The organism is Microbacterium sp. RD1, assembly GCF_052220165.1.
Classification (GTDB): domain Bacteria; phylum Actinomycetota; class Actinomycetes; order Actinomycetales; family Microbacteriaceae; genus Microbacterium.
Window position 1 is genome coordinate 984610 of record NZ_JBQPOL010000001.1, and the last position, 14929, is coordinate 999538.

The window sequence follows — 14929 nt, forward strand, 5'->3', positions numbered from 1 at the left end:
GGCACTCACATCCGGAACACGCCGTACCCGGAACGTTCCACGGGCGTGCGCGCGCAGACGTCCAGAGCCAGGGCGAGGACCTGTCTCGTCTCGTCGGGTTCGATGATCCCGTCGTCCCACAGTCGGGCGGTGGAGTAGTACGGGTTGCCCTGCGTTTCGTACTGAGCGCGGATCGGGGCTTCGAACTCGGCCTGCTCCTCCGCGCTCCAGATGCCCCCGGCGGCTTCGATCTGATCGCGTCGGACGGTGGACAGCACGGAGGCGGCTTGCGGGCCGCCCATGACGGACACACGCGCGCCGGGCCAGATCCAGAGGAACCGGGGAGAGTAGGCGCGACCGCACATCGAGTACGTCCCGGCGCCGAAGGAGCCGCCGACGACAACGGTGAGCTTGGGCACGGAGGCGCACGCGACGGCGTTGACCATCTTCGCGCCGTGCTTGGCGATCCCACCGCGCTCGTACTCCTCACCCACCATGAAGCCGGTGATGTTCTGCAGGAACACCAACGGCACTGCACGCTGGTCGCACAGTTCGATGAAATGCGCGCCCTTCAACGCCGATTCTCCGAAGAGCACGCCGTTGTTCGCCACAATCCCGACGCGGTGGCCCTCGATGCGCGCGAAGCCGGTGATGAGGGTCGTGCCGTAGTCGGGCTTGAACTCGTGGAAGGATCCCTCGTCCACGATCCGGTCGATGATCTGGTGGGCGTCGTACGGGACGGTGAGCTCGACCGGGACGACCTCGCGCAGCGGCGGGTCCACAACCGCCGGTGGCCGGGACTGCGCCGGCGCCTCGCGAGGATCGGGGCTCTCGGGAAGCGTCGCGACGATTTCCCGCACGATCTGCAGCGCGTGCTCGTCGTTCTCGGCGAGGTGATCGGCGACGCCGGAGACCCGCGTGTGGACGAGACCTCCGCCGAGATCTTCCGCCGACACGACCTCTCCCGTGGCCGCCTTCACCAGCGGCGGGCCGCCGAGGAAGATCGTCCCTTGGTTGCGCACGATGACGGTCTCGTCACTCATCGCCGGCACGTATGCGCCGCCCGCCGTGCTGGAGCCGAGAACCGCGGCGATCTGAGGGATCCCGTCCCGCGACATCCGCGCCTGGTTGTAGAAGATGCGTCCGAAGTGATCCCGGTCGGGGAACACCTCGTCTTGCAGCGGGAGGAAGGCGCCGCCGGAGTCCACCAGGTACACGCACGGCAGTCGGTTCTCCGCCGCGATCTCCTGCGCGCGCAGGTGCTTCTTCACGGTGATCGGATAGTAGGTGCCACCCTTGACAGTGGCGTCGTTGGCGACCACCATCACCTGGCGCCCGTGGACGAGACCGATCCCCGCGATGACGCCGCCGGCCGGCGCGTCACCGCCGTACATGCCGAATGCGGCGAGCGGCGCCACCTCGAGGAAGGGGCTGCCCCGGTCCAGCAGCACATCGACCCGTTCGCGTGCGAGGAGCTTGCCGCGCGCGCCGTGCCGGTGCCGGGCCGCCTCGGGTCCGCCGGCTGCGATCTGAGCGCGCCGCTCGCGCAGTTCGCGGATCAGACCGTCGTAGGTTGCGACCGTCTCGGGCATTGTGCCCCCTCGGGTATCCATGAGATGCAGTTCGGTTACTGGTCAGTAATCAACGCAAGGTTACTGATCAGTAATCCAAATGACAAGACGGCATGACCCCCGCCCTGAAGCGCGGCTCAATCGAGGGAGGAGAGGAAGTCGAGCAGGGTCGCGGTGAACTCCTCAGACTTTTCCTGGGCGATCCAGTGCCCGCAGTCGCTCATGATGCGGATGCCGCGCAACTGCGGCACGTTGACGGGGAGATCGGCGATGGCCTTCCGGGCCCACATCGTGGGCGCGTCGCGGTCGGCGCCGACGAAGAAGGCGGGGACACTGACCGGTGTACCCGCATAGGGCCCGAGCAGCTCCCAGTCGAGGTCGAGCGCGCGGTAGTAGCCGTACGCCCCGCTCATCCCGGAGTGCTCGAACTCCGCGACGTAATGATCGAGATCCTCGGCGGTCAGCCAGGCAGGCAGGCGCTCCGGGGTCTCGCAGCGATCGCGCAGCCTCTCGCCGGGCTGAAGGCACAGCCCCGTCGTACGCAGGAGCGGGACGATGGACTCCGGATGGCGGTCGAAAAAGCTGAGGTCGGGGGGTGGCGTACCGTGGTCGAGGCCGCGAGTGCCGGAGAAGCCGTAGTACACGTCCGTCAGGAAGCCTCGCGGGTCCTCGTCGAACTCTCGCTCGGCCACCCCGGGCTCCTGGAAGTACTCGGCGTACCACACCAGGTCGTCTCCGGCGATCGCGCGCCCCACCTCGCTGGGCCGCCGCTCGCCGAGAGTGTTTCCCGGAAGGGCGAAGATTCCCCTGCCCCCGAAAGGATTGCCCACCGCCATCACCGCGCGGAATACTTCCGGTCTCGTCCAGGCGCAGGTCCATGCGATGGGTGCGCCCCAGTCGTGACCGACCACGACGGCGTTCTCCGCGCCGAGCGCGGTGACGAGCCCGGCCAGCGCGTCGACGATCTCCGTGATCGCGTACCCGGTCACCTCCTCCGGGATGTAGGAATGTCCATATCCGGGGAGGTCCGGAGCGACCGCGCGATAGCCGGCGTCCGCAAGCGGCGTCAGTTGCCGGCGCCAGGAATACCCGACCTCGGGAAATCCGTGCAGAAGGAGCACGAGTGGTCCGCTCCCCTTCTCGTAGACGTGAATCGGGCCCTGGCGGACGGTCAGAGTTCGGGTGAATATCATCGGGGCGACACCTCCATCGGTTGAGGCCATCCTCCGCATCCGCGGTCGTCCACTCAATGTGCAACTTCCTATGGCGGCCACTGAAATTATGGTGGAAGACACATGGTGCCCGGCGGGGACTGGGCACACCATGGAGTCACTGAAGGGCCGATTAAAGACGATCGGCCATGCGTGAGGCCACTTGCACCAGTCCGCAACGCAATCAGTGACCTGCAGTTAGACGGGAGAGAAACAATGACGTTCTTCATAGCACGACGCTCGAGGGCGGTCGTCGCGGCCGGGGGAGCGCTCGCGCTCGCCGCGCTCCTGCTCGCTGGGTGTTCGGGGGGATCGAGCTCGGCCAGCCCGTCCACGGGCGGCACGATCACCGCGGCCGACCCCGACAAGGAGTACGCACCTGGGGTCCCGACTCTGAACGAGCTGTACGCCTCGACCGAGGGCGAGCCGCCCACCAGCGGCCCCCCGCTCGCGGAGGCGAAGAAGGTGGTGTTCGTCTCGTGCGGCCAGGCTTCTCCGGGTTGCGCGGGTCCGCCGAACGAGATGGCGAACATCGCCGAGCAGATCGGCTGGGACTACCAGATCGTGGACGGCGCGCTCAACGCGAACAACGGGTGGGCCAACGGCATCCGGCAGGCGATCGCCCTGAAACCGGACGCGATCGTCAGCCACGGTGTGGACTGCGCCTCGATCCTGCAGCCGCTGGAGGAGGCCAAGGCTGCGGGCATCCCGGTTTTCAACATCCAGGCCGCGGACTGCGACGACCCGAAGAACACCGATGGGCCGGGCGAGCCGCTCTTCGTGAACCTGCAGTTCAACGAGGACGCCAAGACTGCTGGCGCGTTCTTCTATCAGTGGGGGCAGATGCAGGCCGCCTACGTCATCAACGCGACGCAGGGCGACGCCAAGATCATTCAGACCAAGCACACCGGACTCTTCGGGCAGTACCAGTACGAAGGGCAGATGGACATGCTCGAGAAGTGCCGCGGATGCGAGGTCGTAGCCGTCGTGGAGACTACCGGCGCCGACTCGGCCGCCGGCGGCGCGTTCGAGCAGCGCTTCCGCACGACTCTCGCTCAGCACCCTGAGGCCAACGCCGCGATCCTCAATTTCGACAGCTCTGCAACGCAGTCCGGGCTCTCGAAGGCGATCGTCGACGCCGGTCGTCAGGACTCGATGGTCGTCGTCGCCGGTGAGGGGTACGCCCCCGCGCTGCAGCTCATCCGCGAGAACGGGGGTCTGACCGCCGACCCCGCCTCCAGCGCGCGGTGGCTCGCCTGGGGAACCGTTGACACGATCAACCGCTTCTTCAACGGTGAGGACCCGGTCCCCCAGGGCATCGGGTTTCGCATGGTCGACAAGGACCACAACATGATGCCGGACGGCGAGGACTACGACCCGCCGATCGACTTCCAGGAGGTCTACCTCAAGAGCTGGGGCGTGCAGTAGGCCCCACCGACGAACGGAGGGCCGGGTCCGTCATGGACCCGGCCCTTTGCGGTTCTGTGCCAGTGAGAGCGTTGGTGTCAGGGTCGATCGTCGCGGAGCATCGAGTTGCGCGCGAGGCGCAGGCCTGCGGTGATCTCCTCGCGGTCGATCCCGACGAGCCGCTTCCGCTCCTTGACGATCTTCCCGTCGACGAGAACCGCGTTGACGTTCGACCCGTGAGCGGTGGACACGATCCACGGGATCACCTCGTCGGGCAGCAGGTCGTCGTCGGGGAGCTGCACCAGGATGACGTCCGCTCGCATCCCGACCCGGAGCTGACCCACCTCCTCCGAGAGCCCCGCAGCCGCGGCGCCGCGCGAGGTGATGCTCGCCAGCGCGTCGTACGTGCTCATAGGGATGTCAGCAGCGACGCCTGCTGGTCGTCCGGTGGCGTTGACCTCCTGAATAGAAACGAGCCGCGAGGCCAGCAGGCCCGCCCGCGCCTCCTCGAACAGGTCTCCGCTCGAGCTGCATACGGCATCCGCGCCGACCGACGGCGCCAGGCCGGCGTTCTGCATGCGTCGTATCGGCGGGACGGCGATTCCTAGCCAGGACTCCGCCATCGGCGAGACGGTGACGCTCGTCCCCGCCTCCCGCATCAGCTCCAACTCGGTCGTCGTCGACGCGCAGCAGTGCGAGAAGTGGAGGTCCGCCCCGAGCAGACCCCACTCGTGGATCTGCTGCACCTCCCGCTCCGGCTTGCCGCCGCCGCGAGAGGCGATGTGGGTGATCACGGGGATGCCCCATTCGCGCGCGGTGTGCACGTCGGTCTCGAAGCGAGACCGCGTGGATGCAGCAGGGTTCTGGATCGCGAGGGCGAAGGAGATCCGGTCGGGCATTGTTCCGCGCGCGGAGGCGATGAGGTCGGCGGCGTGCGACCAGTCCGAGGGGCGGGCCGGATCGGCGAACTTCTCGGTGATGGCCGGTCCGTAGCCGAACAGGGCGCGTCCCGGCAGTTCCGCGTGCGCACGCACGGCAGCGATCGCATGGTCCGGAGTGTTCACGGCATGGCAGTAGTCGACGACGGTGGTGATGCCGTGGTCGAGCGCGTCCAGGATGCCGGCCCGGGTCGCCGCGTACATGTCGGTGGCCGTGATGCGCGGCCCGACCTGCTCCCACAGGATCTCGGACAGATCGAGGATGCCGTGGTCCATCGCGGTCGCCCGCAGCGGCGTGTACCAGAGGTGCCGATGACCGTCGACGAGGCCGGGGAGGACTGCGGTGCCCGTTGCGTCTATGACGCGCTGATCGCCCCCGACCGGAAGGTCCGGGGCGATCTGCGCGATGCGGCCGTCGACGACGAGGATGTCGGCGACGGCCGGGACGTCGTCCGGCGACGTCATGGGGACGACGACGCCCCCACGGATGAGGACGGTGCCCATCATTCGCCGTTCTTCGGCGGGATCTTCGGCAGAATGACACGCGAGGGATGCTCCGACCCGCCGTACACGGTCACGTGGTTGTCATACTTGTCCCCGCGATCGGGGTGTAGGAAGAACGCGCTGCCCCGCATCCGGGGACCGATGTGGGAGCCGACCGGCTCTTTGCCGTTGTCGTAGTCGCGACCGAGCACCGAGAAGCCGATGCTGTAGCCCGGCGGCACCACGATCGACGTGGGCCAGATCTCCACCTCGAGCTCGTAGATCTCACCCGGCGTGAGCGGCTCCTCCTCCAGGTGGGGGTGGAATGGCTGCCACGGCAGCGACTTATCCGGGTCGACCCGGCGATGCGATGCGCGCAGCCACCCCTGACCGATCGGAGCGTTCGGCTCGTTGGCGCCCTGGAAATGCACCTCGGCCCCTGACGGATCGAACAGGTGCAGCACCGCGAAGATATCGGCATCCGTCGTGTCCGACGAGATGAAAAGAGTCGCCGTCACCGGTCCGGTGAACTCCAGCTCCTGCGTGAACGGCTCCGAACGCAACGTGAGGCCCTCGCCTAGCGCTTCGTAGGTGGCGCTGGTCTCCTCGCCCGGCGCACTCCATTGCAGCTGCCGTGTTCCGGGCACGAGATACAGCGGCGTCCACTCGGTGCGGGCGATCGGCCACTCGCTCTCGGCGCGCTTGACGAACTTCTCGCCCGGGTGACGGACCTGCAGCTGCACCGGGGGCTGCGTGCTGTCGAAGTCGCCTTCGCCCTTCAGGTAGAAGTCGAAGAAGCGCTTCTGGATGTCTAGGCCGTAGTCGGAGTAGTAGAGGGTCCAGTGATCGCCGCCGTGCATCTCGAGGTACTTGGACTCGGATGCGGCGAGCGCGAACCCCCGCGGATTACTGCGTCCATGCAGACCGGCGCCGCCCCAGTTGCCGGCTGAGAGGAGGGGCGTGTGCACGAGGGAGTGGTCAGTCGAACGCAGCCGCCAGAACTCGCCGTCGAAGGGATGACTGCGGATCGACTCGGCGACCTCCATGCGGTTCGCGGCGAGCTCCTCGTCCGTGAGTTCCACGTCGCCGGCGATGTTCATCCCGTTGTAAGGGTTGCGCGGTCCGCGCGAGCCGAGACCGTGCTGCACGATGCGCGCCTGAGCCGAGAACCAGTTGCCGAGGAAATCCGTGGGGATCCCTCCGTGGTAGTTGGTCTCTCGGTACCAGTCGGAAGCTCCCTCCCAGATGCACAGCGCCGCCAGGCCCTCCGGCTGCATCGTCGAGACCAGCCATTGGTTCACCGCGAAGTAGGAGATTCCGGATAGCCCGACCTTGCCGTTGCTCCACGGCTGGCGCGCGGCCCACTCGATCCACTCCTTGTAGTCGACGGACTCCTGGTGCGAGTGGGTGTTCATGAACCCTTCGGACCAGCCGGCTCCACGGGAGTCGATGCGCAGCACGGCGTAGCCGAACTGCACCCAGCGCTCGGGGTCGGGCACCTCCCACGACATGTGGCGGCCCGTGGACGAAGCGAGCACCTCCGGGTATTTCTCGATCAGCTGGTTCCACAGCTCGGTGTACGGCGGGTCCTGGAACGGATGGTTCTTGCCGTAGGCGCCCAGGCTCGCGATCACGGGATAGCGGCCGTCCTCGATGGGCAAGTACAGGTCGGCGCGTTGCACCGCGCCGTCGGCCATGGCCAACGACACGTTGTAGATGATGCGCATCCCGTCCTCGACCACCGTCTTGGGCCAGGCGCTGTCGCGGGCTTCCGTCATGAAAAGAGTCCTTTCCTCGCCGTCTCGATCCACATCGCTCGAACGCGGGAGCCGCCAGCGACACCGCTGCCGGCTCATCCCTTCCATACTTGGGGGGATCAGGGAAGATATCCATGTGCATTTCTCCAATGCGCGCAGCTCAATCGAAGGTGATTCTCCATGGCAGCGGAAACGTCAGTCTTCTCCGTCGCGAGCTTGATCGCGCGGATCGTCGCGGCGGCATCCGAAGACCGGTGGTCTGGTGACCTCGTCGCGGACCTGGATCAACTCGCGCGTCTCCTCTCGCTCGACGAGCTGGGGCGGACGGAGATCGAGGGGGCGATGCGGCGGTCCTATCAGGCAGTGCGCCGCCTGCGCACGCACGAGCGCCAGCTGGCTGCGCTGTTCGCCACTGCGAGCGAGATTGCGCTCCAATCCGACCTCGACGAAGCGCTCGTGGCGATCGTGCATCGCGCGCGTCAGTTACTAGGCAGCGACGTGACGTACCTGATGATGCTCAATGCCGAGGCGGGCGAAACATATATGCGCGCCACTGAGGGTGCGGTGACCGCCGACTTCCGCTCGATCCGTCTCCCGGTCGGGTTCGGCCTCGGCGGAGTCGTCGTCGCGGAGGGAGCCCCCCACTGGACCGCCGACTACGCCGCCGACGATCGCTTCCTGCACCCGATCGACGAGGTCGTGCGGGCCGAGAACATCGTCGCCATCCTCGGCGTCCCGCTCCGCGTGGGAAGCCGGGTGATCGGCGTGCTGTTCGCCGCGGACCGCTACGTTCGCGAGTTCACGCCGGATGAGGTCTCGCTGCTGTGCTCGCTCGCCGATCATGCCGCCATCGCGATCGAGGCGAAGTCCTATCTCGCCGAGAAGGAGGAGGCGGTGAACGAACTCGCTGATGCGCAGCAGGAGCTTCGCGAGTACGCGCACGCGATCGCCCGCTCGGCCGACGTGCACGAGCAGCTGGTGCGTCTGGTCACTGTCGGCGGGAGCGCGACGGAGGTTCTGGACCTGCTCGCAGAGAAGCTCGATCGCACCGTGATCCTGTGCGACCGAGCGGGAGAGATTCGCGAGAGCGGCTCCGCGCTGGCATCCGAGTCCGCCGCACCTGAGCTGCGTCCGATCCTCGACGAGGTGGCCACGACGATGAGGCCCGTGACGGTCGAGATCTCGCGCGAATCTCGGATCGAGGCCTTCCCCGTGGCCGTCCACGGGGAGCTGCAGGCCTTCCTCGTGGTGCTGGGGGAGCCGCTGCCCGACCTCGACCGACGAACCGCTGAGCGGGCGGCGCTTGTGGTGGCCTTCCTCGAGATGTTCGATGAAGCCCACCGCGCCGCCGAGGAGCGTGTGAAGAGCTCGTTCCTGCTGGATCTCATCGCGTCTGGAGTGCCGGAGGCCGATCTGGAGACGCGGGCACGATTGCTCGGGCTGACCGAGGACAAACCCTACCGGATCGTCGTGGCCGATGTCGGCACGGACCTCGTGCTGGGCGACGGCGGATGGGCGTTCGCCTCGGTGCGCCCGCTGATCATGTCGCGCTGGCACGGCCGGATCGTCATGCTGGTGGACGGCGGGCCCGAGGGTGGGGACATCCGCGCCCTCCACGGGAGCCTGCAACGGATGGCGACCTGCCGAGTCACGATGGGGTACTCCCGGGACTGCCGGACGGTCAAAGAACTGCGCGCCGCGTACGAACAGGCGGTGCGGTGCGTCGATGCCCTCCTCGCCTTCGGCCGTGTCGGCGATGTCAGCGCCGCCGACGACCTGGGCGCCCTCGGATTCCTCCTGCGTGCGGCCAGCCCCGGTGCTATCGGCGAGTTCGTGAATGAGCGGCTCGAACCGCTCATTGCGCACGACGACAAGCGTGGGACCAATCTCCTGGCCACCGCGCAGACCTACCTCGAACTCGCTTCGAGCCCGGGCGAGGCCGCTCGCCGACTCGGGATCCACGTCAACACGCTCTATCAGCGCCTCGATCGCGTATCCCAGCTCCTGGGCGAGGACTGGCGAGTGGGAGATCGTGCGCTGGAACTGCAGCTCGCGCTCACGCTGCGCCGGTCGCTCGTGGGCGAGGCGTCTGCCCTGCCGACTCCGTGACGCGCGCTCGGTACGGAGAGATCTCTCGCAATCGGGCTGCAAGTGTAGGAGATCACACATGGTGTGAGGCATCCGCACGCCTCACGATGGACCCATGCAGAACGCGGTCAATGCTGACCTGGACGGGTACTCGCCCCTCTGGCGGTCGTTCGCGGAGTTCTTCTACGCGCAGGACGATGCCGACACGGTCTTCCTCATGGCGCCCGCGTCGGATCGGCGGGTGACCTGGACCCGTGCACAGTGGAAAGCCACTGTGGCGCACAACGCCCGGCTGCTGCGCGACGAGGGCGTCGGCGCCGGAGATGCGGTCGCGACGGCCCTGGGGAACTCGGCCGAGGCGTTGATCGTGGCCTACTCCGCCTGGACGATCGGCGCCTGCCTGGTGCCCCTCAACCCGGCGGACGCCCCGCAGCGCAAGGCCGACATCCTCGCGGACTCCGCCGTGAAACTGCTGGTGTGCGACGACGAATCCTTCCCCGACGCCCGCGCGATCATCGCCGGGTTCGGCGGGCGCGTCTGGCTGAGGCGTCAGGTGGCGGTGGACGTCCCCGACCTCGCCTGCGACGCGCCCGTGGAGATCGAGCCTCGCCTGGACCAACCCGCCCTGCTGGTCTACACCAGCGGTACGACCGGAGAACCCAAGGGTGTGCAGATCACGGCGCGCAGCATGCTCATCGACTGCGACGCGATCGCCGAGCGGCTGCAGTGGGATGCGGACACCCGCATCATCACCGTGCTCCCGATCCACCACGTCAACGGCCTCATAATCAGCAGTCTGCTGCCCTGGTTCCAGCGGTGGTCGACCGTCCTGCAGCCGCGCTTCGATGCGCAGGGGTTCTGGCAGAACGTGCGGGAGACCGAGGCCACCGCGTGCAGTGTGGTCCCGACAGTCATGGAGTTGCTCCTGCGAGCCGAGGTCGAGCCCACGCTGCGCCTGCGCGAGGTGCTGTGCGGCGCGGGGCCGTTGCTGCCGGCGACCGTCAGCGCCTTCGAGGACCGGTTCGGCATTCCGGTGCGTCACCTCTACGGCCTGTCGGAGACGACCGCGGTCGCGACCATGATGCCCCGGGTGACGGATGCCGAGCGACGCTCCTGGTACACCCGCTACGGCTTCCCCAGCATCGGTTCCGCCGTGGCCCACGTGGAGGTGCGGGTCGCCGATGGCGAGGGTCGCCCGGTGGCGGCCGGAGAGCGCGGCGAGATCGAGGTCCGCGGCGCCACCGTCATGCAGGGCTACGCCGGCAAGCCGGCCGCCACGGCCGCGGTGTTCCGCGGCCGGTGGTTCCGCACCGGCGACGAGGGCTTCTGGCACGCTGGCCCGGGCGGTGAGAGGTTCTTCTTCGTGGCCGGCAGGATCAAGGAGGTCATCATCAGAGGTGGAGCGAATATCTCCCCGGTGGAGGTGGACGCGGCGCTGGCCGGCTTCCCCGGGCTCGAGCACGCGCTGACGTTCGGGTTCGCACACTCGGTGTTCGGGGAGGAGGTGGCGGCGTACGTCGTGGCGGACGCCGGCATCGACCCCGTCGAGCTCGCGCGCCACGCTCGCTCGATCCTCCCCTATGAGCGCGCACCCAAGGTGCTCGTCTTCGGCGACTCGGTGCCCTTCACGGCCACCGGCAAGCCCAAGCGCAAGCAATTGGAAGCGGAGATGGCCTCCGCACTCAGCGCCTACCGGGAATACCGATTCTCCACCGACCCGGAGGAGACTGTCATCCTCCAACTGCGCACCGGTTCCCAGGCGGAGCCGGCATCCAGCGATCGCAACGACAAGGAGGTCGATGCGCCATGACCGAACTCGTAGAGACGACGGGCGATCCGAACCGCTCGATGCGGCTCGGAGTCGAGCACCTCACCAAGACGTTCCCGGGCAACCGCGCGTTGGACGACGTCAGCCTGTCGGTCCGGTCGGGCGAGATTCACGCGCTGGTCGGTGGGAACGGCTCGGGGAAGTCTACGCTCATCAAGGTGCTCTCCGGGGTGTATCAGGGAGACAGTGGCCGGTTGGACTTCGCCGGGAGATCGGTCGACACGCAGACCATCACGCCAGAGATCTCCCGCGCCCACGGCGTGCGCGTCGTCCACCAGGATCTCGGCGTCTTCCTCGGGATGTCCGTCGCGGAGAACCTCGCGCTCGGTTCGGTCTACGAGCGCCACCCCCTCGGCGGCATCCGGTGGCGAGCGCTCAAGCGCCGCGCCCGCGAGCTCATCGAGCGGTTCGAGATCGACGCCGACCCCGACACCCAGCTGGGCGCCCTCGGCAAGGCGACCCACACGCAGGTCGCGATCGCCCGGGCGATGCAGGACCAGGACGACGCGAGCTCGGGGCTGCTCATTCTCGACGAGGCCACCGCCGCGCTGCCCGCCCATGAGGTCGAGATGCTCCTGAACCAGCTGCGGCGGTATGCCGCGGCCGGGCAGTCGATCCTGTACGTGAGCCACCGGCTGGATGAGATCCTCTCGATCGCCGACCGGGTGACGGCGCTGCGCGACGGGAAGTTCATCGGCACCTACCCGCGGGAGGAGCTGGACGAGAAGAAGCTCGTCGACCTCATCCTGGGCCGCCAGGTCGAATCGGCGCTGGCACTGCCTCCGGCGGCCGCGCGGACCGACACCCTCTTGGAGATGCAGGGCGTGTCCTCCGGGCCCCTCCGCGACGTCGACCTGCAGGTGTCGCGCGGAGAGATCGTCGGCCTGGCCGGGCTGCTCGGCAGCGGTCACACCCAACTGCTCCGGGTGGCGTTCGGAGATCTCCGCCTCTCCTCCGGGAGGATGACGCTGAACGGCCATGACTATCAGCCCCAGTCGCCCGCAGACGCCATCCGGGCAGGTGTGGCCTACGTCCCGGAGGACCGCTTTCACGAATCGGTCTTCCTGGATGCGACCGTCGGAGCGAACATCGCCATGCCGGCCCTCGCCGGCTACTTCCGGGGTGGGCGGGTCTCGGACCGCAGCATCGGCAAGGATGCCGCCGAAGACATGCAAGCGTTCTCGGTTCGTGCCAAGAGCCCCAGCGCCCTGCTGTCATCGCTGTCCGGAGGCAATCAGCAGAAGGTCGTCATGGCGAGGTGGCTGCGGCTGCATCCGGACCTGCTTCTGCTCGACGAGCCCACGCACGGTGTCGACGTCGGGGCGCGCGCCGACATCTACCGCATCATCCGCGACGCCACCGACCGCGGTGCTGGAGCGATCGTCATCGCCTCGGACTTCGAGGAGCTCGCCGCGGTTTCGGACCGCGTGATCGTCTTCCACTCGGGCCGCGTCGTGGCAGAGCTTCGAGGAGACGAAGTGACCGTGCATGCCGTCACCCAGGCTGCGCACCAGTTGAAAGCGAAGGAACAGTGATGAACACCTCTGTCGCGCAGAAGGCGCGAGACGACCGCGAAGCGCGTGGACGGGCGGGCAGCCGGACCATGCAGCTCCTGGAGCAGCTCGGTCTGCCGCTGCTCATGCTGATCATGATCCTGTTGTTCTCTCTGAACCCCCTCACGGGGCCGGTGTTCACCAGCTCGGCGAACATCAACAACATCCTCGCCAACCAGGCCGTGACCGCGCTCGTGGCGCTGGCGATGGTGGTACCCCTGACGGGGAACTACTTCGACCTGTCCGTGGGCGCGGTCACGGGTGTCAGCAACATCGTCGTCGCTGCCGCCATCGGCCCGTACGGGCTGCCCGTCTGGGTGGGTATCCTGCTCGGACTCGGAGCGGGGGCCGTCATCGGGTTCATCAACGGGTTCCTCGTCGCCGGACTCCGGCTCAACGGGTTCGTGGTCACCCTCGGCACGTACACCGCGCTGCTCGGTCTCATCATCTGGTACACCAACGGACAGTTGATCACGCAGGGGATTCCGCGGGAGTTCGGGCAGTGGAGCTCGGAGAGCTGGCTCGGGATCCCCCGCCCGTTCTACATCCTGATCGTCGTCGGCCTGGTGGTCTGGTACTTCCTCACGCAGATCCCGTTCGGACGTCGCCTGGAGGCGATCGGCATCAATGAGAACGCCGCCCGGCTCGTCGGCATCAACACGCGTCGCACGATCTGGATCAGCTTCGTGATCTCCGCGACCCTCGCCGCTGCCGCCGGGGCGCTGCAGACGTCCCGCGGCGGCGCCGGGGACCCGACCATCGGCACCGCCTTCCTGTTTCCGGCGCTGGCGGCCGTCTTCCTCGGCGCCACGACCATCCGGCCCGGTAAGTACAACGTCTGGGGCACCATCATCGGCGTCTTCTTCGTCGCCATCAGCGTGAGCGGTTTCACCCTCCTCGGCGCGGACGTGTGGGTGCAGCCGGTCTTCAACGGTATTTCGCTGGTCGTGGCGGTGATGCTGTCGACGCTCATCGCCCGGCGGCGGGACCTCTCGGCAGCCCGGGCGGCGGAGGGCGCGATCGTCGCACCGCCCCGAACCGGGAAGGACGCGGAGCAGCGCTCCGAGCCGGACGCGGCGGGCGAGAGAGGGATGAGCATCCGATGAAGGCGGTCGTCTACGACGAGGAGCATTCCGTCTCGGTGCGCGAGATCCCCACACCGTCGCCCGGCGACGGCGAGGTGCTCGTCAAAGTGGGGGCCGGCGGGATCTGCGGGACCGACCTGCACGCATCGGTATTGCCGGACGTCTTCACGCCCGGGGTCGTCATGGGGCACGAGTTCGCCGGTACCGTCGTCGCGCTCGGTCCGGGCGTCGACGGGGTGGGCGTGGGGACGCGTGTGTCGGTCAACCCGGTGAGCATCTCCTGCGGCACCTGCTCCGCCTGTCTGCGCGGGCACTTCAACCAGTGCCTGTGGGCCAGCACGGCCGGCGGGGTGGGACTCGGCGTCGACGGCGGACTGGCGGAGTACGTCGCCGTCGACGTGAGGCGGGTATGGGCCCTCCCCGAGACGGTGTCCACGCGCGAGGGTGCCCTGGTCGAGCCGCTCGCTGTCGCCGTGCGCGGCGTGCGGCGGGCAGGAGTGACGGCGGGGTCGACCGTGGCCATCCTGGGGGCCGGGCCCGTGGGCCTGCTCGTCGGCGCCGTATCGCGCGTACGCGCAGCGGCACGGATCGCGATCGTCGAGCCCTCCGCGGGTCGCCGTGCGCTAGCGGCGCAGCAGGGGTTCGGCGAAGTGCTCGACCCGTCCGAGGTCCCTGAGCATCGAGACGCGTTCGACATCGTCATCGACTGCGCCGGCGCTCCGGCCGCTGTGGACTCCGCGGTGCAACTGGCCGCTCCCGGCGGCACGGTCATGACGGTGGGGTGGCACACGGAGCCCATCGTCATCTCCGACCCCGCCACCGCGCATTCCAAGGAGCTCACCCTCGGGTTCAGCCTGGCGCACGAGCCGGAGGTCGATTTCGCCGGTGCGATCGAGCTTCTGCGCACCGGCGCGGTGGACGTTCGCCCGCTCATCAGCGACGTCGTTCCCCTCGAGCGCGCATTGGACGCCTTCGACCGCATGCGCGGCGCGAACGACGTCGCCAAGATCTTGATCGACTGCTCATAGG

Annotated in this window: 10 protein-coding genes; 6 read left to right on the forward strand and 4 right to left on the reverse strand. The window is 68.0% G+C overall.

The window, feature by feature from the left end; translation table 11 throughout:
* Nucleotides 1-5 precede the first annotated feature (5 nt).
* Together ACTU3I_RS04725 and ACTU3I_RS04730 are read right to left on the reverse strand one after the other, a co-directional pair.
* Nucleotides 6-1571 (reverse strand): carboxyl transferase domain-containing protein, encoded by a 1566-nt coding sequence (locus ACTU3I_RS04725; protein WP_442924480.1) that lies wholly within the window; start codon nt 1569-1571, stop codon nt 6-8.
* 116 nt (nt 1572-1687) lie between these two features.
* Nucleotides 1688-2743: an alpha/beta fold hydrolase gene (locus tag ACTU3I_RS04730; RefSeq protein ID WP_442924481.1), complete on the reverse strand. Its 1056-nt coding sequence runs from the start codon at nt 2741-2743 to the stop codon at nt 1688-1690.
* Nucleotides 2744-2977: 234 nt separating this feature from the next.
* Between ACTU3I_RS04730 and ACTU3I_RS04735 the strand changes: the two genes are divergently transcribed.
* Complete coding sequence (locus tag ACTU3I_RS04735) at nt 2978-4189, forward strand: sugar ABC transporter substrate-binding protein (protein ID WP_442924482.1); 1212 nt, start codon at nt 2978-2980, stop codon at nt 4187-4189.
* Between the two features lie 77 nt (nt 4190-4266).
* On the opposite strand, the gene ACTU3I_RS04740 is transcribed toward ACTU3I_RS04735, so the two are convergent.
* Both ACTU3I_RS04740 and ACTU3I_RS04745 read right to left on the reverse strand, forming a co-directional pair.
* Nucleotides 4267-5613, reverse strand: a complete 1347-nt coding sequence (locus ACTU3I_RS04740) for an amidohydrolase family protein (RefSeq protein ID WP_442924483.1) — start codon at nt 5611-5613, stop codon at nt 4267-4269.
* Nucleotides 5610-7367: a CocE/NonD family hydrolase gene (locus ACTU3I_RS04745; protein WP_442924484.1), complete on the reverse strand. Its 1758-nt coding sequence runs from the start codon at nt 7365-7367 to the stop codon at nt 5610-5612. Before ACTU3I_RS04745 ends, ACTU3I_RS04740 begins: the two co-directional genes overlap by 4 nt.
* Nucleotides 7368-7526: 159 nt before the next feature.
* On the opposite strand from ACTU3I_RS04745, the gene ACTU3I_RS04750 reads away from it, so the two are divergent.
* The 5 genes from ACTU3I_RS04750 to ACTU3I_RS04770 all read left to right on the forward strand — a co-directional run bounded on the left by ACTU3I_RS04750 (nt 7527) and on the right by ACTU3I_RS04770 (nt 14928).
* Complete coding sequence (locus ACTU3I_RS04750; RefSeq protein WP_442924485.1) at nt 7527-9455, forward strand: helix-turn-helix domain-containing protein; 1929 nt, start codon at nt 7527-7529, stop codon at nt 9453-9455.
* A gap of 94 nt (nt 9456-9549) precedes the next feature.
* Nucleotides 9550-11244 carry a class I adenylate-forming enzyme family protein gene (locus ACTU3I_RS04755; protein WP_442924486.1) on the forward strand — a complete coding sequence of 565 codons (1695 nt, stop codon included), beginning with the start codon at nt 9550-9552 and terminating at the stop codon, nt 11242-11244.
* Nucleotides 11241-12797, forward strand: coding sequence for a sugar ABC transporter ATP-binding protein (locus ACTU3I_RS04760; RefSeq protein ID WP_442924488.1), 1557 nt, complete (start codon nt 11241-11243; stop codon nt 12795-12797). Before ACTU3I_RS04755 ends, ACTU3I_RS04760 begins: the two co-directional genes overlap by 4 nt.
* On the forward strand, nt 12797-13921 hold the full coding sequence (locus ACTU3I_RS04765) for an ABC transporter permease (protein WP_442924489.1): 1125 nt from the start codon (nt 12797-12799) through the stop codon (nt 13919-13921). The genes ACTU3I_RS04760 and ACTU3I_RS04765 overlap by 1 nt, the downstream gene beginning before the upstream one ends.
* Entirely contained in the window at nt 13918-14928 is a 1011-nt protein-coding gene (locus ACTU3I_RS04770) for a zinc-dependent alcohol dehydrogenase (RefSeq protein ID WP_442924490.1), read from the forward strand. Before ACTU3I_RS04765 ends, ACTU3I_RS04770 begins: the two co-directional genes overlap by 4 nt.
* The last annotated feature ends 1 nt before the right edge of the window (nt 14929 follow it).

Bases quoted from the DNA above. Each gene is read 5' to 3' on its own strand.
- ACTU3I_RS04725 (WP_442924480.1), bottom strand. From the start codon at position 1,571: ATGCCCGAGACGGTCGCAACCTACGACGGTCTGATCCGCGAACTGCGC.
- ACTU3I_RS04730 (WP_442924481.1), bottom strand. From the start codon at position 2,743: ATGATATTCACCCGAACTCTGACCGTCCGCCAGGGCCCGATTCACGTC.
- ACTU3I_RS04735 (WP_442924482.1), top strand. From the start codon at position 2,978: ATGACGTTCTTCATAGCACGACGCTCGAGGGCGGTCGTCGCGGCCGGG.
- ACTU3I_RS04740 (WP_442924483.1), bottom strand. From the start codon at position 5,613: ATGATGGGCACCGTCCTCATCCGTGGGGGCGTCGTCGTCCCCATGACG.
- ACTU3I_RS04745 (WP_442924484.1), bottom strand. From the start codon at position 7,367: ATGACGGAAGCCCGCGACAGCGCCTGGCCCAAGACGGTGGTCGAGGAC.
- ACTU3I_RS04750 (WP_442924485.1), top strand. From the start codon at position 7,527: ATGGCAGCGGAAACGTCAGTCTTCTCCGTCGCGAGCTTGATCGCGCGG.
- ACTU3I_RS04755 (WP_442924486.1), top strand. From the start codon at position 9,550: ATGCAGAACGCGGTCAATGCTGACCTGGACGGGTACTCGCCCCTCTGG.
- ACTU3I_RS04760 (WP_442924488.1), top strand. From the start codon at position 11,241: ATGACCGAACTCGTAGAGACGACGGGCGATCCGAACCGCTCGATGCGG.
- ACTU3I_RS04765 (WP_442924489.1), top strand. From the start codon at position 12,797: ATGAACACCTCTGTCGCGCAGAAGGCGCGAGACGACCGCGAAGCGCGT.
- ACTU3I_RS04770 (WP_442924490.1), top strand. From the start codon at position 13,918: ATGAAGGCGGTCGTCTACGACGAGGAGCATTCCGTCTCGGTGCGCGAG.